This is a genomic window from Paenibacillus graminis (assembly GCF_000758705.1).
Taxonomy (GTDB): domain Bacteria; phylum Bacillota; class Bacilli; order Paenibacillales; family Paenibacillaceae; genus Paenibacillus_AQ; species Paenibacillus_AQ graminis.
The window spans coordinates 4,135,097-4,159,519 of the sequence record NZ_CP009287.1 but is presented as its reverse complement, the minus strand read 5'-3'; the positions used below and the strand labels follow the sequence as shown (position 1 = coordinate 4,159,519).

Annotated in this window: 22 protein-coding genes; all 22 read left to right on the top strand. The window is 51.7% G+C overall.

The window, feature by feature from the left end:
* The first annotated feature begins 7 nt into the window (after positions 1-7).
* The 22 genes from rbfA to PGRAT_RS17420 all read left to right on the top strand — a co-directional run bounded on the left by rbfA (position 8) and on the right by PGRAT_RS17420 (position 24,300).
* Positions 8-361: a 30S ribosome-binding factor RbfA gene (gene rbfA / locus PGRAT_RS17525; RefSeq protein ID WP_025704660.1), complete on the top strand. Its 354-nt coding sequence runs from the start codon at positions 8-10 to the stop codon at positions 359-361.
* Between the two features lie 21 nt (positions 362-382).
* The gene (locus tag PGRAT_RS17520) at positions 383-1,360 is read left to right on the top strand and encodes a DHH family phosphoesterase (protein WP_025704661.1); all 978 of its coding nucleotides are present in this window, start codon (positions 383-385) and stop codon (positions 1,358-1,360) included.
* Entirely contained in the window at positions 1,357-2,271 is a 915-nt protein-coding gene (truB, locus tag PGRAT_RS17515) for a tRNA pseudouridine(55) synthase TruB (protein WP_025704662.1), read from the top strand. The genes PGRAT_RS17520 and truB overlap by 4 nt, the downstream gene beginning before the upstream one ends.
* Before the next feature lie 38 nt (positions 2,272-2,309).
* Positions 2,310-3,257, top strand: coding sequence for a bifunctional riboflavin kinase/FAD synthetase (locus tag PGRAT_RS17510; protein ID WP_025704663.1), 948 nt, complete (start codon positions 2,310-2,312; stop codon positions 3,255-3,257).
* A gap of 150 nt (positions 3,258-3,407) precedes the next feature.
* Positions 3,408-3,677 (top strand): 30S ribosomal protein S15, encoded by a 270-nt coding sequence (rpsO, locus tag PGRAT_RS17505; RefSeq protein WP_019910460.1) that lies wholly within the window; start codon positions 3,408-3,410, stop codon positions 3,675-3,677.
* A gap of 259 nt (positions 3,678-3,936) precedes the next feature.
* Positions 3,937-6,039 carry a polyribonucleotide nucleotidyltransferase gene (gene pnp / locus PGRAT_RS17500; protein ID WP_025704664.1) on the top strand — a complete coding sequence of 701 codons (2,103 nt, stop codon included), beginning with the start codon at positions 3,937-3,939 and terminating at the stop codon, positions 6,037-6,039.
* A 193-nt stretch (positions 6,040-6,232) separates the two neighbouring features.
* Positions 6,233-7,219 (top strand): polysaccharide deacetylase family protein, encoded by a 987-nt coding sequence (locus PGRAT_RS17495; protein WP_025704665.1) that lies wholly within the window; start codon positions 6,233-6,235, stop codon positions 7,217-7,219.
* A 79-nt stretch (positions 7,220-7,298) separates the two neighbouring features.
* Positions 7,299-8,564, top strand: coding sequence for a M16 family metallopeptidase (locus PGRAT_RS17490; RefSeq protein ID WP_025704666.1), 1,266 nt, complete (start codon positions 7,299-7,301; stop codon positions 8,562-8,564).
* Positions 8,542-8,988, top strand: a complete 447-nt coding sequence (dut, locus tag PGRAT_RS17485) for a dUTP diphosphatase (protein WP_025704667.1) — start codon at positions 8,542-8,544, stop codon at positions 8,986-8,988. The genes PGRAT_RS17490 and dut overlap by 23 nt, the downstream gene beginning before the upstream one ends.
* A gap of 267 nt (positions 8,989-9,255) precedes the next feature.
* Positions 9,256-10,152: a dipicolinate synthase subunit DpsA gene (gene dpsA, locus PGRAT_RS17480; protein ID WP_025704668.1), complete on the top strand. Its 897-nt coding sequence runs from the start codon at positions 9,256-9,258 to the stop codon at positions 10,150-10,152.
* On the top strand, positions 10,152-10,748 hold the full coding sequence (locus tag PGRAT_RS17475; protein ID WP_025704669.1) for a dipicolinate synthase subunit B: 597 nt from the start codon (positions 10,152-10,154) through the stop codon (positions 10,746-10,748). The genes dpsA and PGRAT_RS17475 overlap by 1 nt, the downstream gene beginning before the upstream one ends.
* Before the next feature lie 188 nt (positions 10,749-10,936).
* Positions 10,937-12,157 carry an aspartate kinase gene (dapG, locus tag PGRAT_RS17470; RefSeq protein ID WP_025704670.1) on the top strand — a complete coding sequence of 407 codons (1,221 nt, stop codon included), beginning with the start codon at positions 10,937-10,939 and terminating at the stop codon, positions 12,155-12,157.
* Between the two features lie 16 nt (positions 12,158-12,173).
* Positions 12,174-13,049, top strand: a complete 876-nt coding sequence (dapA, locus tag PGRAT_RS17465) for a 4-hydroxy-tetrahydrodipicolinate synthase (RefSeq protein ID WP_025704671.1) — start codon at positions 12,174-12,176, stop codon at positions 13,047-13,049.
* A gap of 530 nt (positions 13,050-13,579) precedes the next feature.
* Positions 13,580-15,259 (top strand): ribonuclease J, encoded by a 1,680-nt coding sequence (locus tag PGRAT_RS17460; protein WP_025704672.1) that lies wholly within the window; start codon positions 13,580-13,582, stop codon positions 15,257-15,259.
* Between the two features lie 253 nt (positions 15,260-15,512).
* Complete coding sequence (locus tag PGRAT_RS17455; protein ID WP_025704673.1) at positions 15,513-16,292, top strand: ClpP family protease; 780 nt, start codon at positions 15,513-15,515, stop codon at positions 16,290-16,292.
* A complete protein-coding gene (locus PGRAT_RS17450) occupies positions 16,289-16,501 on the top strand; it encodes a YlzJ-like family protein (RefSeq protein WP_025704674.1) in 213 nt (70 codons plus the stop codon). The genes PGRAT_RS17455 and PGRAT_RS17450 overlap by 4 nt, the downstream gene beginning before the upstream one ends.
* Before the next feature lie 128 nt (positions 16,502-16,629).
* On the top strand, positions 16,630-19,278 hold the full coding sequence (locus tag PGRAT_RS17445; RefSeq protein WP_025704675.1) for an FtsK/SpoIIIE family DNA translocase: 2,649 nt from the start codon (positions 16,630-16,632) through the stop codon (positions 19,276-19,278).
* A 188-nt stretch (positions 19,279-19,466) separates the two neighbouring features.
* Positions 19,467-20,330, top strand: a complete 864-nt coding sequence (gene sleB, locus PGRAT_RS17440) for a spore cortex-lytic enzyme (protein WP_025704676.1) — start codon at positions 19,467-19,469, stop codon at positions 20,328-20,330.
* Positions 20,331-20,576: 246 nt separating this feature from the next.
* Positions 20,577-21,815: an EF-P 5-aminopentanol modification-associated protein YfmF gene (yfmF, locus tag PGRAT_RS17435; RefSeq protein ID WP_420329498.1), complete on the top strand. Its 1,239-nt coding sequence runs from the start codon at positions 20,577-20,579 to the stop codon at positions 21,813-21,815.
* Between the two features lie 2 nt (positions 21,816-21,817).
* On the top strand, positions 21,818-23,098 hold the full coding sequence (yfmH, locus tag PGRAT_RS17430) for an EF-P 5-aminopentanol modification-associated protein YfmH (protein ID WP_025704678.1): 1,281 nt from the start codon (positions 21,818-21,820) through the stop codon (positions 23,096-23,098).
* Positions 23,098-23,865, top strand: coding sequence for an elongation factor P 5-aminopentanone reductase (ymfI, locus tag PGRAT_RS17425; RefSeq protein WP_025704679.1), 768 nt, complete (start codon positions 23,098-23,100; stop codon positions 23,863-23,865). Before yfmH ends, ymfI begins: the two co-directional genes overlap by 1 nt.
* Positions 23,866-24,039: 174 nt before the next feature.
* Positions 24,040-24,300, top strand: a complete 261-nt coding sequence (locus PGRAT_RS17420) for a DUF3243 domain-containing protein (RefSeq protein ID WP_025704680.1) — start codon at positions 24,040-24,042, stop codon at positions 24,298-24,300.
* Positions 24,301-24,423 lie beyond the last annotated feature (123 nt).

Genomic DNA, 24,423 nt, shown 5'->3' with positions numbered 1-24,423 from the left:
GATATAAATGTCTAAAATCAGAGCCGGACGGGTTGGCGAGCAGATCAAAAAAGAACTCAGCCAGCTTATCCAAAGCGGACTTAAAGACCCGCGCATCGGGTTTGTAACTGTAACCGGCGTAGATGTGACGAACGATCTGTCACAGGCCAAAGTGTACCTGAGTGTTTTTGGGGATGAAGAGCAGGTCACAGGTTCCTTAAAAGCGATTGAGAAAGCCAATGGCTTTCTCCGCTCGGAGCTTGGCAAAGCGATCCGTCTGCGGCATACGCCTGAGCTGATCTTCAAGATTGACGAATCCGTTGCTTACGGAAGCCATATCGAGAAGCTGCTCGGTGAACTTGGCAAGAATGAAGAAAGCTAGGAAACATAAAGGAGACGGCGAATGCAGAGCTATGAACAAAGTCTCCGGCAGACCCGTAAGTTTCTGCTGGAACACGATGACTATCTTGTAGTGTCGCATATTCAGCCGGACGGAGATGCAGTCAGCTCCACCCTAGTGGTGGGCTGGCTTCTCTCATGTCTGGGCAAAAAATATACTATGCTGAACGAAGGCCCGATCCCGCAGCGGATGGAATACTTATGGCATGCCGGTGAGATTGCCAATCTGGCAGAAGGGGATTTGCCCCGCGAGTACAGCCATATCATTTGCGTTGATTGTGCCGATTTTCAGCGTGTAGGACTGACCAAGCGCCATTTTGCCTCCGATGCCCTCATCGTAAATATTGATCATCATCCTACGAATAACGGTTATGGCTACGTTAATCTTATTAAACCTGATGCTGCTGCAACTGCGGAGATTTTATTCGACCTGCTGAAGACATTTGAGGTGGAATGGGATATTGATGTCGCGACAGCCCTCTATACCGGACTGCTCACGGATACCGGAGGTTTTCGCTACAGCAATACTTCGCCAAAAGTGATGGCTGCGGTTTCTGAGCTGCTTGAACTCGGTGTCAATGGTCCAATGCTTGCGGAAACACTGCTGGAGGAGATGACACTGGGACAGGTCAAGGTGCTGAACCGGGCGCTGAGTACTTTGCAGCTCTCCCCGAATGGCGACATTGCCTGGGTATCCATAACACCTCAGGATATGCTGGATTGCGAAGCCGCAAACGAGGATCTTGAAGGCATCGTGAACTATCCGCGCAATATCCGTGGCGTTGAGGTAGGAATTCTATTCAAGGTTATTCATGAGCGTGCCGTGAAAGCAAGTTTTCGGTCTGCAGGTAAAGTAGATGTTGCTGCTTTGGCGCAAGTGTTTGGCGGAGGCGGACATACCCGGGCTGCGGGTGCGCGGATCGATGCGACACTGGAAGAAGCTATTCCAATGGTGCTTCAGGAGGTCAGACGTCATTTATGAGTGAGCTTACAGGTGTTCTGGCTGTCTATAAGCCTGCCGGATTCACTTCACATGATGTTGTCGCCAAAGCGCGGCGCATTCTCGGCATGAAGCGGATCGGCCACACGGGGACCCTTGATCCCCAGGTGACAGGCGTCTTGCCTCTTTGTCTTGGACGGGCAACGCGTGTTGTAGAATATATCCAGGAACTGCCCAAAGAGTATGTAGCCACGCTGCGGCTCGGGATATCCAGTGATACCGAGGATTTAACAGGTACGATTACGGAAACCGTTGATGATGTGCATGTTACGGAAGCCGAAGTACTTGCAGTGCTGAATTCTTTTCAAGGTGTGATTTCTCAGGTTCCACCCATGTATTCTGCAGTCAAGGTTGACGGGAAGCGCCTCTATGAGCTGGCCCGGGAAGGCAAAACCGTAGAGCGTAAGAGCCGCGAAGTGGAAATCTATGAGATTGAAATGACCGGTATGGTCTGGAACGGCAATCATCCGGATGTTACGTTCCGTGTGCTGTGCTCTAAGGGCACATACATCCGTACCCTATGCGTAGATATTGGCCGGGCGCTTGGACTTCCCGGTGTTATGGTGAAGCTTGAACGGACGATGTCTGCCGGGATATCTGCAAGCCATTGCCTGACCCTGGAACAAATCGCTGAATACAAGGATGCAGGTACCCTGGATAGGTATTTGATTGCGGCGGACGAGGCGATCTCCCATTTGCCCAGGCATACAGTGATGGACGAGAAGAAAAAGGCAGCGCTGCAGGGGCAGCGTCTGTCCCTCCGTCATGTGGCGCCTGAAGTAAAGCGCAATGGGCATTTTCGGCTTTATGATGAGCAGGGGGGGTTCCTGGGGATATATGAACTGGAAGAAACCGGAGCCATCGCGCCTGTGAAGGTATTTGCACAAGCTTGACAATTAATTTCATTAGTGAATTGTAGGTGAGAAACAGCGTGAGAACCATAACCTTAAGCTATCCGATGCCGCCGGAGACTGCAGCGGAGTGGGCGCAGCCGCAAGTGGCTGCCCTGGGTCAGTTTGACGGGCTGCACCGCGGACACGCCAGTGTCATAGCATCCGCTGTTGCATTGGCCCGCAAAGAAGGCGTACCGGCTGCAGTCATGACCTTTCATCCGAATCCCAAGGATGTCATGGGCAAAGGAGATTATGACGGATATTTGACCCCGGCGAAGGACAAGCAGGAGATTCTTGCCGGCATGGGTGTCGATATTTTGTATATTATTGAATTTAACGAGCAGTTATCCCGGGTAAGTCCGGAGGACTTTGTGTCTGTGATGCTGCTGCCGCTGCAGATTTCAACTGCCGTGGTTGGCTTTGATTTCCACTTCGGCTATCTGGGCGCAGGTGATCCAGACCGGCTCCGTGAGCTGGGAAATGGGAGGATGGGTGTTCTAACTGCCCCTCCGTTCCTGATTGAAGGACAGAAGGTCAGCAGCTCCGGGATACGCAAGAGTCTCCAGAATGGTGATCTTACCCTGGCGAATACATGGTTCGGGCGCTGTTATCATCTGCGGGGAACGGTAGTTCATGGAGAGAAGCGGGGACGCACTATAGGTTTCCCTACAGCCAATGTGCAGCTTGAAGACCGGTATGTTGTTCCCGCCAAGGGGGTATACGCGGTCAGGGTCTTTTATAAAGATGAAGTTCTGCACGGGGTAATGAACGTTGGTGTGAAGCCAACCTTCCACGAAGGGGTAACAGCGCCCAGCTTTGAGGTGCATCTGTTTGATTTTTCGGGAGATATCTACGGGCAGGAGCTGAAGGTGGAGCTGGTCTCCTTCATCCGTCCTGAACGCAAGTTCGACTCCATTCATGCCTTGATCGCGCAGATTGGCGAGGATGCCAATACCGCCAAAAGCTTGCTGAGTGCAGAATCCTGATTCACTGTGGACATGCCGTTTACATTTGTCTTCGAAGGTGCTATACTGATTAACGTTGCTGGAATGACAGCATCATAACCTTAGCTTGGTTGCATGTTCTCACCGACGGTGACGAGGCTATTGGCGATTATATTGAAGGAGGTGAACAGGATGGCATTGACTCAAGAACGTAAACATCAATTGATTGACGAGCACAAAACTCACGAATCCGATACTGGATCTCCTGAGGTGCAAGTTGCTATCCTAACGGAGAACATCGTTAATTTGACTGACCACTTGCGTACGCACAAGAAGGATCACCATTCCCGCCGCGGACTGCTGAAGATGGTTGGACAACGTCGTAAACTGCTGGCGTATTTGAAAAACAAAGACATCAGACGTTACAGCGCCCTGATCGAAAAACTGGGATTGCGTCGCTAATTTTCCATAATCATTACCCTAAAGCAGCCTGGTTGTATACCGTATGTCCTTCTTACGAGCGACAGCGGGACAGCCGGGTTGCTTTTTGAAAATTTAGGGAAAACTATTGCAGGCGGCAAGTGGATATGATTTGCACAAAACGGCTATTTTACCTCTGCTTGAGGACAAGCCGTTTTTGCTTGAAAGATAAGAATTTATTAGTGTTATGCTGGAACCTGCGATAATAAGGCAGGTCTACTACCATTTAAGGAGGGATTTTATGGAAAAACGTGTAGAAATGCAGCTTGGCGGAAGACGCCTTGTACTGGAAACGGGCCGCCTTGCCAAACAGGCAAATGCTGCAGTCATGGTGCGCTATGGTGACACTTCAGTATTGTGTACGGTTACAGCCTCCAGCGAACCCAAAGATCTGGATTTTTTCCCGCTTACGGTTAACTATGAGGAAAGATTATATGCAGTTGGCAAAATTCCTGGAGGTTTCATCAAACGTGAGGGCAGACCCAGTGAGAAAGCGATTCTGTCCAGCCGTCTGACAGACCGTCCAATTCGCCCGCTGTTTCCGGAAGGATTCCGTAACGATGTGCAGGTACTGAATCTGGTAATGAGCGTGGATCAGGATTGTGCGCCGGATATTGCCGCTATGATTGGTACTTCCGCTGCGCTCAGCATCTCCGATGTGCCGTTTGACGGACCGATCGGTGGTGTGGCAGTAGGCCGTATTAACGGTGAATTCATCATTAATCCGGACGTTGCGCAGCAAGCAGCGAGCGACATTTATGTAGTCGTAGCCGGAACCAAAGACGCCATCATGATGGTGGAAGCTGAAGCCAATGAAGTGCCTGAAGATGTCATGCTGGAAGCTATCATGTTCGGACATGATGAAATCCGCAAGATCGTAGCTGTGATTCAAGAACTTGTTGCCGCTGCCGGCAAAGAAAAGATGGCAGTGAAGCTGCACACGGTAAATAGCGAAGTGAACGCAGAGGTACGCGCTTATGCGCAGATCCGTCTGGTCGAAGCTGTGAAAATTGCCGAGAAACATGCCCGCCAGGATGCCATCGACCTGATCAACAATGAAACGGTGGAGTATTTCGCAGAGAAATACATAGAAACACCGGAGCTTCTGAAGGATGTCAAGGAAGTGCTGCATGATATCGTCAAGGATGAAGTAAGACGTCTGATCACCCATGACAAGATCCGTCCGGATGGACGCAAGCTGGATGAAATCCGGCCCATTGAATGCGATACGGCTTTGCTGCCGCGTACTCATGGTTCCGGACTTTTCACGCGCGGACAGACTCAGATCCTTAGCGTATGTACGCTTGGTGCGCTTGGAGATGTGCAGATCCTGGACGGGATTGATCCGGCCGAGACGAAACGCTTCATGCACCACTACAACTTCCCGCCGTTCAGCGTAGGGGAAGCCCGTCCGCTCAGAGCACCGGGACGGCGCGAGATTGGACACGGAGCCCTTGGGGAGCGTGCATTGTCCAAAGTTATACCTAGTGAAACTGAATTCCCGTACACGATTCGTCTGGTATCAGAAGCTATTGAATCCAACGGCTCTACTTCCCAAGCGAGTATTTGCGCCAGCATCTTGGCCATGATGGATGCGGGTGTGCCGATTAAGGCGCCTGTAGCCGGTGTAGCCATGGGTCTGATCAAAGACGGAGAGCATGTCTCGATCCTGACCGATATTCAGGGGATGGAAGATCATCTTGGCGATATGGACTTCAAGGTGGCAGGTACGGCTAAAGGGGTTACAGCGATTCAGATGGATATCAAGATCGCCGGCATTGACCGCAAGATTCTTCAGGATGCGCTGCAGCAGGCCAAAGAAGGACGGATGTTCATCTTGGGCAAAATGAAGGAAGCTATCTCCGAGCCTAGACCAAGCCTGTCCAAATATGCTCCCAAAATCATTATCATCAACATCAATCCGGACAAAATCCGTGATGTCATCGGCGCAGGTGGCAAGATTATCAATAAAATCATTGAAGAAACCGGCGTGAAGATCGATATCGAGCAGGATGGCCGTGTCTTCATTGGCTCTTCGGACGAAGCGATGATTCAAAAAGCCCGCGGTATTATCGAAGGCATTGTACGTGAAGTACAGGTCGGTGAAATATATGTGGGTACAGTCAGACGCATCGAAAAGTTTGGTGCCTTTGTCGAATTGATTCCAGGCAAAGACGGACTGGTGCATATTTCACAGCTGTCTACTGAACGTGTAGCCAAAGTGGAAGATGTAGTGGCTATCGGTGACACGATTACTGTCAAAGTTACTGAAATCGACCAGCAGGGCCGCGTAAATTTGTCACGCAAAGCAGTGCTCACTGCAGAGGGTGCAGCTAAGGCTTAGATATTAATGTTTGAAACGAAATTAAATGTATGAACGGGAAGAGACAGAAGCAGTTTTGTTCTGGCTCTTTTTTAAGTTGTAGACGCTGGACATATTTTCCTTCATGGACTCATAGGCTGGGACAAAGCGTCTCTGCACCTGACTTGTGCCGGGACGGACAAATGAACTGTTCTGCCAGGGAGGAAAAGACGTCATGAAGACGGAAAAAGCGGCACTGGTGCTGGGCTGTATTGCTGTGGTGGCCGGGATCGGCAGTACATATGGGCCGGTGAAGGAAATGCTGGCCCAGCTTAAGCCGCAGACTGGACTGGCTGTATGGAGCAGGGTCTACACAGAACCCCAGGATGATCTGCGCACAAGCATTGAGAGTAAAGCCGCCAAGCTGAACAGCCCGCCTGTGGATGCAACCGTTGACCGTGTATGGAAGGCTATACCGGGTTATAACGGGCTGGAAGTGGATGTGGAGGCAACATACCGGAAGGCTAAGCTTAAGGGGCCTAATGCTGGCTTGAAGCTGCTGTACCGCCAGATTAAACCTGGAGTTTCACTGGATGACCTTGGGGCTCAGCCGATATACCGGGGCAATCCCGCGAAGCCGATGGTATCGCTGATGATCAATGTAGCTTGGGGCAACGAGTACATTATCCCAATGCTGGACATTTTAGATCAGGAAAAGGTAAAGGTCACCTTTTTTCTGGACGGCAGCTGGCTGAGCCGCAATAAAGAGCTGGCCGAGGAAATGCTGAAACGGGGGCATGAAATGGAGAATCATGCCTATACCCATCCTAATATGAGCACTTTGAGCCGGGCGCGAGCCACAGCCGAAATCCAGAAAACGCAAAACCTGCTCAAAGAGAGCCTGGGAGTGACCAATATCTGGTTTGCTCCTCCATCCGGCGACTTTGACCAGGAGACTGTCGACATTGCCGCCTCGTTAGGGCTGAAAACGGTGCTGTGGACGCTGGATACGGTGGATTGGCGCAACCCTTCCCCGGATTCGATCATTTCCAAAATCAGCAGCAAAGCGGAGCCGGGAACCTTGATTCTAATGCACCCGACAGCTTCCTCTTCGCAGGCGCTCCGGGGGATGATCCGGGGAATAAAAGCAAAAGGCCTGCAGCTGGGGACGGTCAGCCAGACGCTCTCAGCGGAGCGTGTACTGCCTGCTGATGTTGAGTGAGCCGTCTAATTCTGGTAGGATAAGAGGCGCGTATATCAAAATACAGATAGAACCAGGGCTATGCCAGGAGGACTTAGAAGTGGAAAAAATAGTATTGTCAAACGGTCTCAGGGTGGTTACAGAAAAAATTCCCACCGGCCGATCCGTTTCCTTTGGAATATGGGTCAAAACTGGCTCCCGTAATGAGACTCCGCTGAACAACGGGATTTCTCATTTTATTGAGCATATGCTGTTCAAAGGAACAGGCCGGTACAGCGCCAAGGATATTGCTGAACAGTTCGACGCTATCGGCGGCAACGTCAATGCGTTTACCTCTAAGGAATATACATGCTATTATGCCAAAGTGCTGGATGAGCATCTGCCGATTGCGGTGGATGTGCTGGCCGATATGTTTTTCCGATCGCGGATGGATGCCGAAGAGCTGGCGAAGGAGAAAAATGTCATTCTCGAGGAAATCGCTATGTGCGAGGACACACCGGATGATCTGGTGCATGATCTGATGTGCGCCGCAGCTTACGGTGAGCATCCGCTGGCCTATTCCATTCTGGGCCTCAAGGAGCGGCTTCAGGAAATGACCCCGGATGATCTCCGGGCCTATATGAAGGCACAATATACGATTGAGAACACAGTGATTAGTGTAGCCGGCAACATCAATGACGGGCTGGCAGAGCTGCTGGAGAAGCACTTCGGTTCATTTCAGAATCATGGCGAGTCCGCAGCGCTGGCTGCACCCGATTTCCATGGCGAGCTGCTGTTCCACCGCAAAAAAACAGAGCAAAACCATATTTGCCTCTCCCTGCCGGGTGTCCAAAGCGGAGGGCCGCTGCAATATCCGATGGTGCTGCTGAACAATGCCATCGGCGGCGGCATGAGCTCACGGATGTTCCAGGAGATCCGCGAAAAACGCGGGTTGGCTTATTCGGTCTACTCTTACCATAGCTCCCAGGCGGATAGCGGGATGTTCACGGTATATGCGGGGACTGCGCCGAAGCAGACTAAAGAGGTTACCGAGCTGATCAAAGACATGATGTATGAGCTTGCCGTCAAGGGGCTCAGCGAGGATGAACTGAGAAAAGGCAAAGAGCAGCTCAAAGGCAGCCTGATCCTCAGCCTCGAAAGCACCAGCAGCAGGATGAACCGTATCGGAAAAAACGAGCTGATGCTGGGAAGACATGATACACTGGATGATATGATCGCCAAAATCCAGCAGGTAACCATGGATGACATGAACCGGCTGCTGGATCATATGTTTGCGCAGCCGCTCGCTTTAGCGATGGTGGGCGCAACGGACAAAGCTATTGCCAATGTTAGGAGAGATGATCTTGTCTTATTACGTTCAAATTAACAAGCTTTCCGGGAATGAGGATGTGGAGCTGCCCCGTAAAATGTCGGAACAGGCTTCAGGTTATGACCTGTATGCCGCCGTACAAGAAGCTGTTGTCCTCGCTCCGGGCGAGCGTGCACTAATCCCCACTGGAATATCGCTGGCCATGCCGGACGGCTTGGAGGCACAAATCCGGCCGCGCAGCGGGCTGGCGCTGAAGCATGGCATTACCTGCCTGAACACACCGGGAACCATCGACGCCGATTACCGGGGGGAGATTAAAGTGCTGCTGATCAATCTCGGCCAGGAGCCTTTTGCCATTGCCCGGAATGAACGGATTGCCCAGATGGTTTTTCAGGCTGTTCCATCTGTGACACTTGTCCAAGTGGAGGAACTGTCGGAAACTGAGCGTGGTGCCGGCGGCTTTGGCCATACGGGGAAATAACAAGGGCTTAACCGTCTTTTCTGTAAGGCGCGCCTTGTATCAATAGCTGCACAATAAGCTTGCGGAGATACCGTTACCGGTATTTACCCGCAAGCTTTTTTTAATATAGAGAATGATCTGCTTCGTGAGATTACCTGGCCTTTTGCTGTTTTTTCCATGAAGAATCCGGGTGCCCATTATTTCTTCTCCGCTCATCACCCATCCGGAGCCTGCGGCATAAGATGCTCTATAGTCGATAGTGTGTATGTGGAAAGGAGCGTCATCCCTATGCTTACTGGCATCAGGATCGTGTTCCTGGGCGGGGACGCGAGACAGATTGAAGTGATTCGGAAATGTGTGGAAATGGATGCTACGGTAAGCGCTGCCGGGTTCGACAAGTGGGATGCCCCAAGCCCAGGGGTGAGCCTGGAACAAATGTCGGCAGAGCTGCTGAGCCGCGCGGATGTGCTGGTACTGCCAACGGTGGGGTGTGATGATGAAGGCAATATCAATGCCCTCTTGTCTACGGAACGCCTGCAGCTGCTGGAGGAGCATATTGCCGCACTTCCGCCAAACTGTATGGTCTATACCGGTATGGCCAAAAGCTACTTGCGCGGCCTGTGTGACAAGCATTCGCTGAAGCTGGTGGAGCTGCTGAACAGGGACGATGTAGCGATCTACAACTCCATCCCTACAGCAGAGGGAGCCTTGGTTATGGCCATTCAGAATACGGATTTTACGATTCATGGCTCTACCTCAATGGTTCTGGGCATGGGCAGAACCGGGTTTACAATGGCGAGAGTGCTGCAGGGCCTCGGTTCAAACGTGAAGGTGGGCGTAAGAAAACAGGAGCATTATGCACGGGCCGAGGAGATGGGCTGGAAGCCCTTTATGACCGGAGAGCTGGTGGCGCATGCGCCGGAGGCGGATCTTATTTTCAACACCATCCCTAGTATGATTATCACCGCACAGGTGTTATCGCGTCTTCCCAGACACTGTGTAATTATCGATCTGGCTTCCGCCCCGGGCGGATGCGATTTCCGCTATGCGGAAAAACGCGGGATCAAGGCCATGCTGGCACCGGGACTGCCCGGAGTCGTTGCTCCCAAAAGCGCCGGAATCATTATGGCGGGTGCGCTGGTACAGTCGATATCGGACGAGACTTTTAACAGGGGGGACGTTTAATGGATTGGCATGGAAAAACAGTAGGTTATGCAATTACCGGCTCTCACTGCACGTTTGCCGAGGTAATGCCGCAGATTCAGCGGTTTATGGATGACGGAGCCAGTGTGGTGCCGATCGTGTCCGCATCCGTGCTGAATACGGACACCCGCTTTGGCACATCGGAAAATTGGCTAAAACAGTTGAAAGATATAACAGGGAATGATATCATTTCTACAATTGTTGAAGCGGAACCGCTGGGTCCCTCCAAGCTGCTGGATGTGCTTACTATCGCGCCCTGCACTGGGAATACGACTAGTAAATTGGCTAATGCCATGACCGACAGCCCCGTGCTGATGGCCGCCAAATCGCAAATGCGCAACAGCCGTCCTCTGGTGCTGGCCATCTCCACCAATGATGGACTTGGCCTGAATGCGGCGAATATCGCAAAGCTCCTGGTTACAAAGAACATTTATTTCGTTCCGTTCGGCCAGGATAATCCGCAGGGCAAGCCGAATTCGCTTGTGGCACAGATGGACCTCATTCCCGAAACCTGCTATGCGGCTCTGCAGGGCAACCAGCTGCAGCCGATGATTATCGAACGGTTTCATTCAGCATAGACATATGTTTTATGCAGGCACTCTGACCATACAAGTATACATTGCCGTCCTCATTCCGAGGGCGGTTCAACACTTTATTCAGCTATCTGAATACGGAACCGCACAAGCGGATTCTTTCCATTTAGTATTTTGGATAGAATGTGTACGTATTAGTGTGCTTGCTTAGAGAAGTAATGGAGGAATTATACATGGGTATTTTGGTGCAAAAATTTGGCGGAACCTCACTCTCCACACCAGCGGCCAGAGAACACGTGATCCGTCATGTCAAACGTGAACTGGCCAGCGGCTTCAGTCTGGTCGTGGTCGTGTCGGCCATGGGGCGCAAAGGCGAACCTTATGCGACCGATACGCTGCTGGACTGGGCGGTACAGAATGGGGATGCTCTGCCGAACCGGGAGAAGGATCTTCTGATGTGCTGCGGAGAGATTATTTCTGCTACAACTTTGTGCGGCTTGCTGGAGCATGAGGGTGTCCCTGCAACCGTGCTGACAGGAGCACAGGCCGGTTTTGTGACCGATAACAACTACGGCAATGCCCGGATTCTGGATGTGCGGACCGAACGTATTCTGCGCGAATTGCGCGAGCACAAAGTAGTGATTGTAACCGGGTTCCAGGGGCAGACCGAAGCCGGTGATTTTACGACCCTTGGACGCGGAGGCAGTGACACTTCTGCTACGGCGCTTGGCGCTGCGCTGCGGGCAGATATGGTCGATATCTATACAGATGTGGATGGTATCCTGACCGCTGATCCGCGGATTGTTGAGGATGCGAAGCAGCTGACTTATGTCAGCTATACGGAAATCTGCAACATGGCATATCAAGGCGCCAAGGTCATTCACCCCCGTGCTGTAGAGATTGCCATGCAGGCCCAGATTCCTGTACGTGTCCGGTCTACATTCTCTGAAGCCGAAGGCACGCTCGTGACCCATCCGGAGGGGTTCAGCGATGTTTCACATGGAGTGGTTGACCGCTTTGTCACGGGGATCGCTTATGTCAGCAACGTTACCCAGATATCCGTGGAATGTCCGGAGGGCAACGGTACCGGTGTGCAGCTCCAGATTTTTAAAAGCATGGCCGACAACGGCATCAGTGTGGATTTCATCAATGTAACGCCGACTGAAGCGCTGTATACAGTGAATGATGACAAGTCAGAGCAGGCGATTGCTGCACTTCAGGAGCTGGGGCTGCGTCCTTCGAGCCTGTCCGGCTGCGCCAAGGTCTCGGTTATCGGAGGCGGGATCAACGGGGTCCCGGGCATCATGGCCCGCATCGTTGAAGCGCTTAGCTCGCAGAATATTCAGATTCTCCAGTCTGCCGATTCCAATACAACCATTTGGGTGCTGGTCAAAAAAGAAGATATGGTGCAGTCGCTGCGCGCTTTGCATGCCAAATTTGAATTACACCGCTGACAAGGAGGAATTCAAAGTGGACTTCGGAAGATTAATCACCGCTATGGTAACCCCCTTTGACAGTTCTGGCGAAATCAATTGGGAAGCTACCTCACGCTTGATTGACTATCTCATTGAGCAAAAGAAATCTGAAGCGCTGGTGGTCTGCGGGACGACGGGAGAATCCCCTACCTTAAGCGATGAGGAGAAGCTGGAGTTATTCGCTTATGTGCTGAAGAAGGCCGCAGGCCGCTGTAAAATCATCGCCGGAACAGGCACCAACAGCACCAGACATTCCATTCATTTGACGAAGGAAGCGGAGAAGATTGGTGTGGACGGTGTGCTTCTCGTTGTTCCCTATTACAACAAGCCGAATCAGGAAGGGCTGTACCGGCATTTTGCTGCCATAGCAGGGGAGACAGCGCTGCCTGTTATTCTCTATAATGTGCCCAGCCGGACCAGCGTCAGTATGAGCGCAGCCACGACACTGAGGCTTGCCGAGATTCCAAACATCGTGGCGACTAAGGAATGCCAGTCAGTGGATCAGATTACACAGATTGTTTCAGCCTGTCCCGCTGATTTCCGTGTGTATTCAGGGGATGATTCCGCCGGACTTGCTGCGCTTGCCGTTGGGGCCTACGGTATAATCAGTGTAGCCAGCCATGTGGTTGGTGAGCAGATGGCAGAGATGATCGGAGCTTATATCTCAGGGAATGTCCAACGGGCAGGCGGACTTCACCGCAAGCTTTTCCCGGTGTTCAAGGGGCTGTTTGAATGTCCGCATCCGCTTCCGAATCCCTCTGCCGTCAAGTATGCGCTTGGCCTCCGCGGTGTGGATGTAGGTACGGTACGGCTCCCGCTGGTATCTCCTACAGAAGAAGAAGCATCATTTATCGCTGCGCTGCTGGAGTAGCGCATTTACGTTTGATCGATAGCCAGATTTAAGCCGGCATTCCCCGTCACAGGGGTGCCGGCTTTTATATATTTTATGTCAAAATTATAAACGCAGTATTAAGTTTCTTACCTGAAATTAAGGAAAGAAAAGGGTTACGGTGCCGATGACTTGTCTTTTGCCAAAAAAATCATGTATAATGTCATTAAGTGACTGGGTGCGGTTAAAATTAAATATGCGGTAATCTTCCGTCAATGTATTTTTACATTGTGAGACAGGATAGGTCCTTGAATAAGTCTGTGCTAATGTGCCAGATTTTCGCGCAAGGGGCGCGGGCAGTGAATTTTGACGGGGTTTTTCCGCTCAAGAGGGGTTTCACTGCCCGATTCAGGAATTTTCGCAATGCGAAATTTTACAGACTTATGGAATTTCCTTGTTGATCGTGGAAGCTATCAGCAATTTGAAGAAGTGTTCAGCGCCGCTGAGATAATGAAGCTTATTGTTTGCAAATAAAAGTATGACGTCCAACATCATAGGAGGGTTAGATTCATTTGTCCAAAAAAAACAACAACGATAAATTGACGATTTTCGCTTTGGGCGGAGTCGGAGAGATCGGAAAAAACATGTATGTGGTACAATACGGAAACGATATTGTGGTCGTGGATGCGGGACTTAAGTTCCCGGAAGAGGATATGCTCGGGATTGACATTGTTATTCCTGACATCTCTTACTTAACTGAAAACCGTGACAAAGTAAGAGGTATAGTTCTTACCCACGGACACGAGGATCACATTGGCGGGTTATCGTACGTGCTTAAGAACCTGAATGTTCCGGTTTACGGAACAAGACTTACGCTGGGCCTTGTAGAGAATAAGCTCAAGGAAGCGAACCTGCTTGGCGAAACTAAACGGATTCTGATTAATGAGGATTCGGAAATTGAACTGGGCAGCTCACTCAAAGTAACTTTCTTCAGAACAAATCATAGTATTCCCGACTCGGTCGGCGTATGCATCGAGACACCGGAAGGCAATGTTGTTCACACCGGTGACTTCAAATTTGACCATACTCCAGTTAATGGCCAGTTTGCTAATTTGCACCGTATGGCTGAAATCGGACAAAGAGGCGTGCTCGCACTTATGTCAGACAGCACAAATGCTGAGAAGCCGGGCTTCACTCCTTCGGAGAAGAATGTCGGCATCGTTCTGGAGGACATTTTCCGCAAAGCCGAACAGCGTGTGGTGGTTGCAACCTTCGCTTCCAACGTGCACCGCATCCAGCAGGTAGTAAATGCGGCTGAATCGACCGGACGCAAGATTACCGTTATCGGGCGCAGCATGGTCAATGTAGTGTCCATTGCTTCCGAACTTGGGTATCTTCACGTTCCCGACGGTATGCTGATTGAGCCGGAAGAAATGAACAGAATGGCTGGCAACCGCGTAGTGGTATTGTGCACAGGCAGCCAGGGCGAGCCTATGTCGGCGCTTACGCGTATGGCGCGCTCCAGTCACCGCAAGGTTGACATCCTGCCGGGCGACACCGTAATTATTGCGGCAACTCCGGTACCGGGCAATGAGAAATATGTCGGCCGTACCATTGATGAATTGTTCCGGCTGGGCGCCAATGTGATTTACAGCGGCTCCAATTCCGGTGTCCACGTATCTGGACACGGCAGTCAGGAAGAATTGAAGCTTATGCTCAACCTGATGAAACCGAAATACTTCCTTCCTATCCACGGTGAATTCCGGATGCAGCGCAGACATGCACTGCTAGCCGAATCTGTAGGTGTAGAGCCAGCCAATATCTTCATCACCGAACTGGGTGAAGTGATTGAGATTTCCGGCGGTTCAGCACGCAGAGCCGGCAAGGTAACAGCAGGCAATGTGCTGATTGATGGACTTGGTGTAGGGGATGTAGGCAACATTGTATTGCGTGACCGCAAACTGTTGTCCCAGGACGGTATTCTTGTAGTGGTTGTGACGCTGAGCAAGCAGAACGGCGCGATTGTTTCCGGACCGGATATTATCTCCCGCGGCTTTGTTTATGTACGGGAATCCGAAGGGCTCCTGGACGAGGCAAACCGGATTGTATCCGGCACGCTGCAGCGCCTGATGAGCGAGAAGGTCAATGAATGGGCTTCTTTGAAGACCAGCGTCAAGGATTCACTTGGCCGTTTCCTCTATGAGCAAACCCGCCGCAGACCGATGATCCTCCCGATCATCATGGAAGTGTAATCAAGAAGCTAACTTCTTAATCAATAAATACGCAGGGCCAAAGGCCCCTTCTCCCCGGAAATATTGGACGGTTTCCAGGGGGGAGGGGCTTTTGCTGTGTTGTGGATCTTATAGCTCAGCGCTTTACCTGGAGCTGCAGCGGATAATATATTGAGGCCGGGTGCATAAGGGGGTCCCCTGAAATGTCATACTAATCAAAGCTAGTATGGCTGCAGCCGCAGGTGCTGCAAGCAGAAAGGGAGCGCTGCGAACAATGGAAGCAACAGAAGGGACAAATGGCGGCACAAATGAAGAGGTTCTTCCGGATGTGGTGAAACCGCAAATCGGCGAACCGGTTATTCCGGGAACGGCGGGAATTGTGAAAGAACTGGGTCAGACCGCTGTGCCAACCGGTGAGCCGGATATTTTCTGCATGACCATTATCGGACAGATTGAGGGGCATTTTGTGCTGCCTCCGCATAATAAAACCACCAAATACGAACATATTATTCCTCAGCTGGTCGCTGCAGAGCAGAGCAACACCATCAAAGGCCTGCTGATTATACTGAATACTGTCGGCGGTGATGTTGAGGCCGGGCTTGCGATTGCTGAAATGATCGCCTCGCTGTCTAAGCCTACGGTGACTGTGGTCATTGGCGGAGGACACAGCATCGGGGTGCCGATTGCAGTTGCCTCAAGCTACTCCATCATTGCCGAGAGCGCAACGATGACGATTCATCCGATCCGTATGAACGGCCTGGTGATCGGGGTACCCCAGACCTTCGAATATATGGAGCGGATGCAGGAGAGGATGGTGAGGTTTGTAACCTCCCATTCACGGATTTCCGAACAGCAGTTCAAGGATCTGATGTTCCGGACCGGTGAGCTGAACCGGGATATCGGTACGGCAGTCGGCGGTTATGATGCGGTCAAGTACGGGCTGATGGATGAGGTAGGCGGAATCGGTGCAGCGCTGTCCCGGTTGAATGGAATGATTGCCGGTGAGATGGTACAGCAGCCGGAGCAGGTTAATCAAGGAGGGCTTACGCAATGACCTTGTATACTGTTATTCCGCTGGAACATGTATTTGAAGGGGCGGTCAGCTTCATGGAGCCGCTGGAGGAAGTCAGCTTCCAGGGGCTGCTGCTGCAGGTCGAGCCGTTGGACCGGGGACGGGCGCGTATCGTCAGACTGCTGGATTGTCCGTTAGAAAAGTATCTGGACCCGGCATTTTCACCGGGAGCCATTATCAGCTGGAAATAAAATAACCATTCCCCGGAACTTTGGCAGGAAAATGCGAACAACATGCAGAAAGATGCATTTTCTGACAAAAGAGAACATAGGTACGCCACGCCATTATATGGTATAATATTGTTCCGGGGGTGGCTGTTGTGGCTAAACGAAGAAAGAAAAAGAAAAAAGCGCTGCTCGGCAGCGTTTTAAAATATGAAATTTACGGGATTATGCTGATTACAATCTCCGTCATCGCATTATCCGGTGAGGCAGCGGTAGGGCGCTCTCTCTCGAATATATCAGGCTATTTATTCGGCAGATTCTATTTTGTGCTGCCGCTGGTAGGTATTTTTTATGGATTGATGGTAATGATTCACCGGAGGTGGCCTTCCAAATGGACAAGCCGCCATTCGGGTGCGCTGCTGCTGGTGCTGTCTATGTGCCTGATGAGCACGATCTCGGCCATGGAACAGAAACTGGGCCCGTTATCGATGCTTCATCCTGGCAATGTGCTTGCCCAAATACATAATGATCTGTCAGGTTCGCTCTCATCCGGTGCGGGCGGCAGTGAAGTATACATGCTTGGCAAGGACATCAGCGGAGGTTACGTGGGGGCACTGGAATACGCAGCATTGCTGTGGTTGTTCGGCAGTCTGGGTGCCAAGCTGCTCATGATCGTTATGCTGGCGATCAGCTTCATGCTGATCACGAACCTCTCCTATGTAGAGCTGTTTACTTTGCTGCGGGTCCGGGTAGTAAAGCTGGCGGAAGGCATCCGGCAGAAGGCCGCCAACCGGCCGGCTGCCGTACCGGTGAACACTAGGCCTGCCAGAACCGGAAGGACAGCCGCTCCACAGCCTGTGCAGGATGACGGCGATGAGGATGAGGACGAACAGCAGCTTCCAAGCCGCAACCAGCCGCAGTTCCTGCGGAGAATCGGGGGCTGGTTCAGCGGAGGGGCAAGGACCGGACAACCTGCCGGCGAAGGCCATTCAGCGGATGAAGATGCAGATGCGGTGTTTACCGGCACTCCTTCCAATCCTATTATCTCGGGTCTCCCCGGCGGGGATTTGTCTCAGCCGGACGATGACGAGGATTATATTGGTGATGATGCGGAGCCTGTTACTCCGATTATTCGTGATTTCTTCGAGCATATCCGCGCGGAAGGCTTGAATGCGGAAGATCGCGAAGAGTGGAGCGAATTTTCTCCTGCAGCGCGCAATGGAGCGGTCAGGGAAGCCGTTTCAGCGATACCTCCGGTTCACGGAGGTGTCCCGGCTGAGGAGGTGCCGGAAGAGGATCTGGCTCCGCTCGAACTGAACGGGCTGCTGGATTCGGCGGAGGGCGGAGAGCCGGTTCCCGTACCGCTTCCTCCTCCGCCCAAGCCGTACAAGCTGCCGCCTTTCCGGCTTTTGGCCAAGCCTAACAACGGAGCCAAAGCTGGTGACCAGAATGATTACATGCAGACAGCACGCAAGCTGGAAGCCACCCTGGAGAGCTTTGGCGTGCGGGCGAAGGTGCTTGAGGTTGTTAGGGGACCAGCGGTGACAAGGTACGAGATTCAACCGGATATCGGCGTCAAGGTCAGCCGCATTGTGAATCTGACGGATGATATTGCGCTGGCCCTGGCGGCCAAGGATATCCGTATGGAGGCGCCTATTCCAGGTAAGTCTGCCATCGGGATTGAAGTGCCCAATCCGGAGGTGTCGGTCGTAACCATGCGCGAGGTTATGGAGACCCAGATTTTCCAGGATGCCGAATCCAGGTTATCGATTGCCTTCGGGCGCGATATTTCCGGGCAGACCATTGTCGGCAATTTAGCCAAGATGCCCCATCTCCTCGTAGCGGGAGCAACGGGTTCCGGGAAGTCTGTCTGCATTAACGGCATTATAACCAGCATTTTATATAAGGCCAAACCGAATGAGGTTAAGTTTCTGATGGTTGACCCCAAGATGGTTGAGCTTAATGTGTATAACGGGATTCCTCATCTGCTCGCTCCAGTCGTTACAGATCCCAAGCGGGCCAGTCTGGCGCTGAAGAAAATCGTGGTTGAAATGGAGAAAAGATATGAACTATTCTCCAAATCGGGCACACGGAATGTTGAAGGCTACAATAATCTGATGAAGGATAACCCGGCTGCGGTGCTGCCCTATATTGTTGTGATTGTGGACGAGCTTGCCGATCTCATGATGGTTGCGGCGAGCGATGTCGAGGATGCGATCTGTCGCCTGGCCCAAATGGCCCGAGCAGCAGGCATCCACTTAATCATTGCAACCCAGCGCCCGTCAGTCGATGTCATCACTGGACTCATTAAAGCTAATATTCCTTCACGTATTGCGTTCGGGGTATCCTCTAATGTTGATTCGCGGACCATTCTGGATATGCCGGGAGCGGAGAAGCTGCTGGGGCGGGGCGATATGCTCTTCCTGCCTATGGGCGCTTCTAAGCCGATACGCGTCCAGGGTGCTTTTATGAGCGATCAGGAAGTGGAAACCATTGTCCAGTATGTCAGCAGCCAAGGGGAAGCCAATTACGATGAGTCCATTGTCCCTGAAGTGGATGACACGGTAACTGAAGACAATGAGCCGCAGGATGAATTGTATGAGCAGGCGGTACAGATTGTGCTGGAAGCAAAGCAAGCATCGGTATCGCTGCTTCAGCGGCGCATGCGTGTCGGTTATACCCGCGCTGCGCGGCTGATCGATGCGATGGAGGCCCGGAGCGTGATCGGGCCATACGAGGGCAGTAAACCTCGCGAGGTGTTGATGTCGCTAGAGCAATACCAGCATAACCGGATTAGCTCTTAGCTATTGCTTTTATTTTTTCGGCAACAACCCCCTTTCCTTAAGGAAAGGGGGTTGTTGCATTCCAAGTCAAACGGATCGACCGAGACAGCTTGTTTCGAAGGCGGTAATGCATAGGATGCCCTGCCAGTCGTCATAATAACTTTAGCCATCCATGCAGAACTTACAAGAGAAAGGTAGAGCGATCCCCAATGACAAAGCATAAGCAATGGATATTTGCCGCACTAACCCTTACACTGGCAGCTGCACCATTCACAGCTATTCTTATCAAGGAACCAGGTGCAGTCTACGCAAATCAGAATAATCATACATCTCCAACGACGGGGAGCACTGTTCCGGAGGAAGAGGCACTGCCTGCATTTGGGACGACCCTGCTTAAGGTGGGTTCTTCCGGACAGGATGTCTACGAGCTGCAGGGCAGGCTCAAGCATCTCGGATTTTATGCAGGTGCCATAGACAGCCAATTCGGGGCCAAAACTAAAAATGCAGTTACCTGGTTCCAGTGGAAATTTGGGATGAAAGCTGACGGTGTTGTCGGGGCCAAAACAAAGCTGAAGCTCTATAACGCCACCAAAGCCTGGAAGCCTACAGAACCTTCAACCAGCACCGCCAAGAAGAATGGAGGCAACGGAAACGCCGGAGCTTCAAATGCGGCTAACACGAATACAGCCGAACTTAGCTCAGGCAACACCATGGGGTTGTCGGAGAATGATCTCAAGATTATGGCCAATGCCGTATATGGAGAGTCGCGCGGTGAACCGTTTGAAGGCCAGGTTGCTGTGGCCGCAGTGATTCTGAACCGGGTGAAATCACCAAGCTTTCCGAATACACCTTCCGGTGTGATTTTTCAGCCGGGCGCTTTCACCGCAGTAGCAGACGGGCAGATTTATCTTGAGCCGAATGAACAGGCGCGCAAAGCGGTGCAGCAGGCCCTCAACGGCTGGGACCCTTCCGGCGGCTGCATTTATTACTTCAATCCGAAGACAGCCACTTCCAAATGGATCTGGGGCCGTCCGCAGGTGAAGACCATCGGCCAGCATATTTTCTGCATGTAGCCAGCAATAAGATAGCACATATCAGACAGAAATCGACCAAGAGCAACCGGCAGCCTGCTTCCGGTTGCTTCCTTACTTTGGAATGGTTTAGAATGGATAATACTTCATAAACTTGTTGTATGGAGTGTGAACTTAAGAATTCAGCTTGCCATTACTCTTAAGTTCAGCTTATATGACAGTTATCCCCGCTGCAAAGGAGTTTTGGACTTGACAAATATTGGATTCCAACATGGCAGCGCCGCAGGTATGCGTATTCACGTCCTGCCGACCAAGGCGTTCAAGACATTCGCCATCTCACTCTATGCCGGTGTTCCGCTTGATGAAAATACGGTAACCCCGACTGCGCTAATTCCCTTTGTGCTGCGCAGAGGGACGGCGAATTATCCCGAAACCACACAGTTCCGTGAGCGTTTGGAGGAGCTGTACGGGGCCGGTTTCGGTTTTGACATTTATAAAAGAGGCGACTATCAGATTGTCCAGTTTCGCATGGATACGATCAATGATTCCTTCGTGCAGAGCAAAGAAAGCCTGCTGGGCGAATCGTTTGCGTTTCTCGGAGAGGTGCTGACGAAGCCGCTGCTGGAGGCAGGGTGTTTCCGTGCTTCCTATGTAGCTACAGAGCGCGAAACCGTGCGCAAGAAGCTGGAGGCCATCGTCAACGACAAAATCCGTTATGCTGCCGAACGCTGCATTGAAGAAATGTGCCGGAAGGAACCTTATCGTCTTCACCCGCTGGGCCAAAGAGCCGACCTCGACGGCATTACCCCTGAATCGCTCTATCAGTCCTATAATTCCTGGCTGGGCGGGGCCATTCTCGACCTGTATGTTGTAGGTGACACCACCCCTGAGGAAGTTGAGAAGCTGGTAACCCGCCATTTCGGCCGTGCCCATGGGAACACAGCGGGATATTCCTCCAATTTTTCACCGGTAACCGTTTCTGAGGTCCGCACGGTGGAAGAGAAGCTCGATGTCAGTCAAGGGAAGCTTAACATGGGTCTGCGCACCTCAATTACTTACAAAGACGACAGGTATGCTTCAGCGCTTATGTATAACGGCATTCTGGGCGGATATCCGCACTCCAAGCTGTTTGTGAACGTGCGGGAGAAAGAGAGCCTGGCTTATTACGCATCCTCGCGTTATGACGGTCATAAAGGCATTGGCACGATTCAATCGGGGATTGAGACACAGAATTACAGCAAAGCCGTGGACATTATCCGCAGGCAGCTGGATGAGCTCCAGGCCGGGAATATCACCGAGCTGGAGCTGAGCCAGACCAAAGCCATGATCCGCAATCTGCTCTCCGAAATTCAGGACTCCGCTTTTGAAATGATTTCCTTTGATTTCAACCGCCAGTTGTCCGGAAAAGACCGCTCCGCCCAGGAACTCCTGGCTCAGGTAGACAGCACGGGAGCAGAAGATGTGAAGGCTGCGGCCGGGACCTTTGAGCTGGATACGATTTATTTTCTGACAGGGAAGGGGGAATAGCGGTGGAAAAGATTCATTACGAGAAACTTCAAGAAACGCTGTATCACGAGGTTATGGATAACGGTCTGCAGGTGTATGTGCTGCCGAAGCCGGCTTTTCTCAAAACCTATGCTACCTTTGCAACCAAATACGGGTCGGTGGATAATCATTTCAAGGTTGCAGGGAGCGAAGAAACGACAGTTCCTGACGGCATAGCCCACTTTCTGGAGCATAAAATGTTCGAGGAGCCGGAAGGCGATATTTTCGCCACCTTTGCCTCCAACGGAGCTTCAGCCAATGCGTTCACCAGCTTTGACCAGACGGTATACCTCTTTTCGGCAACTGAAAATATCGAGACCAACCTGAGTACGCTTGTGGATTTCGTGCAGCGGCCTTATTTCACCGATGAGAATGTGGAGAAGGAAAAGGGCATCATCGGCCAGGAAATCAACATGTATGCGGATAATCCCGACTGGCGCGTTTATTTTGGTTTGATCGAAGCCATGTATTCCAAACATCCGGTCCATATCGATATTGCCGGTACCATCGAATCGATTGCCACGATTACCAAAGAAACCTTGTATACCTGCTACAATTCCTTCTACCATCCCAGCAATATGCTGTTGTTTGTAGTCGGCGGAGTCGATCCGGAGAAGGTGTTCGAGCTGGTCCGCAGCAACCAGAACAGCAAATCTTACGGCAAGCAGGGTGAAATCCAGCGTATATTTGAGGAAGAGCCTGCCCAGGTGGCCACAAAAGTCAAGGAGAGCAGACTGGCGGTATCCATGCCGAAAATGCTGTTTGGCTTCAAGGAAAAGGCGGAGGGCCTGACCGGGGAAGCTGCGGTGCGCCGCGATTTGACGACCAAGCTGATGCTGGACCTGCTGCTCGGGAGCAGTACGGCACTGTACCAGAAACTGTATGACGAAGAGCTGATTTCGGACAGCTTCGGACATGAATTCAACAGCTCGCCGCAATATGCGTTTTCGGCTATCGGCGGTGATACCAAAGACACTGATCTGCTGCTGAAGCGGATTAAAGAAGAAATTAATCTCGTGCTGGAGTCTGGTTTTGCGGAGAAGGATTTTGAACGGGCCCGCAAAAAGAAAATCGGCGGCTATCTGCGCATGCTGAATTCGCCTGAGAGCATTGCCCATGAATTCACGCGGTACCAGTTCCGCGGAGGGGACCTTTTTGAAGTGCTTCCGCTTTATGAATCGATCACCCTGGAAGAAGTCAACGAACGTCTGCGCTCGCATGTCGACTGGGAGCAGCTTGCAGTGTCGCTTGTGGTGAGCCCTTAATGACGCTTTCGGGAGAGAACAGCAAACCAATCGGGGAAATGACCGTGCTTATTACCGGAGGCAGCGGGGGAATCGGCGGTGCGATTGCCGAGCGCTTTGCCTCGGTCGGAATGAATATTGTGATTCATTATATGAATTCGCACGAAGCGGCGAATGATGTGGCCCGGCGCTGTATGGCGCTTGGAGCCAAGGTAATGACAGTGGCTGCGGATATGAAGGACCGCAGCCAGCTTGTGCGCATGGCCGAAAGGCTCGCAATCAGCGGAATGCAGCCGGATATTCTGGTAAATAACGCCGGCAAGGCGCATTACGGGATGCTGGCGGATGTGACTGAGGAAGAATGGGACGAGATCATGGCGGTCAATCTGAAAGGCACCTTCCTGTGCAGCCAGATTTTTATGCCATATATGGTGTCCCAGCGGTATGGACGGATTATCAATGTATCCTCGGTCTGGGGAATTTCCGGCGCCTCCTGTGAGGTCGCTTATTCCGCCAGCAAAGGCGGTGTGAATGCCTTTACTAAGGCACTTGCGAAGGAATTGGCCCCATCGGGTGTCACGGTCAATGCCGTAGCCCCTGGAGCCGTACAGACGGCGATGCTCGCCGGCCTGCAGGCGGATGAGATGCGGATGCTGGAGGAGGAGATTCCGGCAGGACGTCTGGCTTCTCCAGAGGAGATCTCTTCGCTGGTGTATTTTCTGGCGCTTCCGGAATCCGGTTATATTACCGGGCAGATCATCAGTCCGAACGGCGGGTGGATCACCTGAAGTTTAAATGCAGTCATTATTCCCCACTAAAGCGGGTGCCGCCACATTACGGGGGCACCTGCTTTTACTTGGACTTGGAGAAATGCTCCAGCATAAGAATATCCGGGCGGAGACATATTATAACTGTTGCTTTTAAATCTCACGTAACCCACAACATTTTGAGGAGGATTTAAGATGTCAACAGACTCCGTAGTGAAGAACTTTGATACCTGGAAGAGCTTTCTGGGAGACCGGGTCATTCAGGCTGAAAAAATGGGGATGAGCGAAGAAACCATTTCCAAGCTGGCTTTTGAAATCGGGGAGTTTCTCGATAAAAAAGTCGATCCGGGTAATTACTCCAACCGGGCGATCAAAGAGCTGTGGGATGTCGGCACGGATGATGAGAAGCATACCATTGCTTCCCTCATGGTGAAGCTGGCGAAGAAAAACGCATAGCTCGCGGAACAAGCTCCCCTCGCGGGAGCTTTTCTGCAATTATTACAATAGTGTCCTTGCCTTTCAAAATTATTTTATATATCATTAACATGACCCGTGTTCAGAACACTTTGCCGAAGCCGG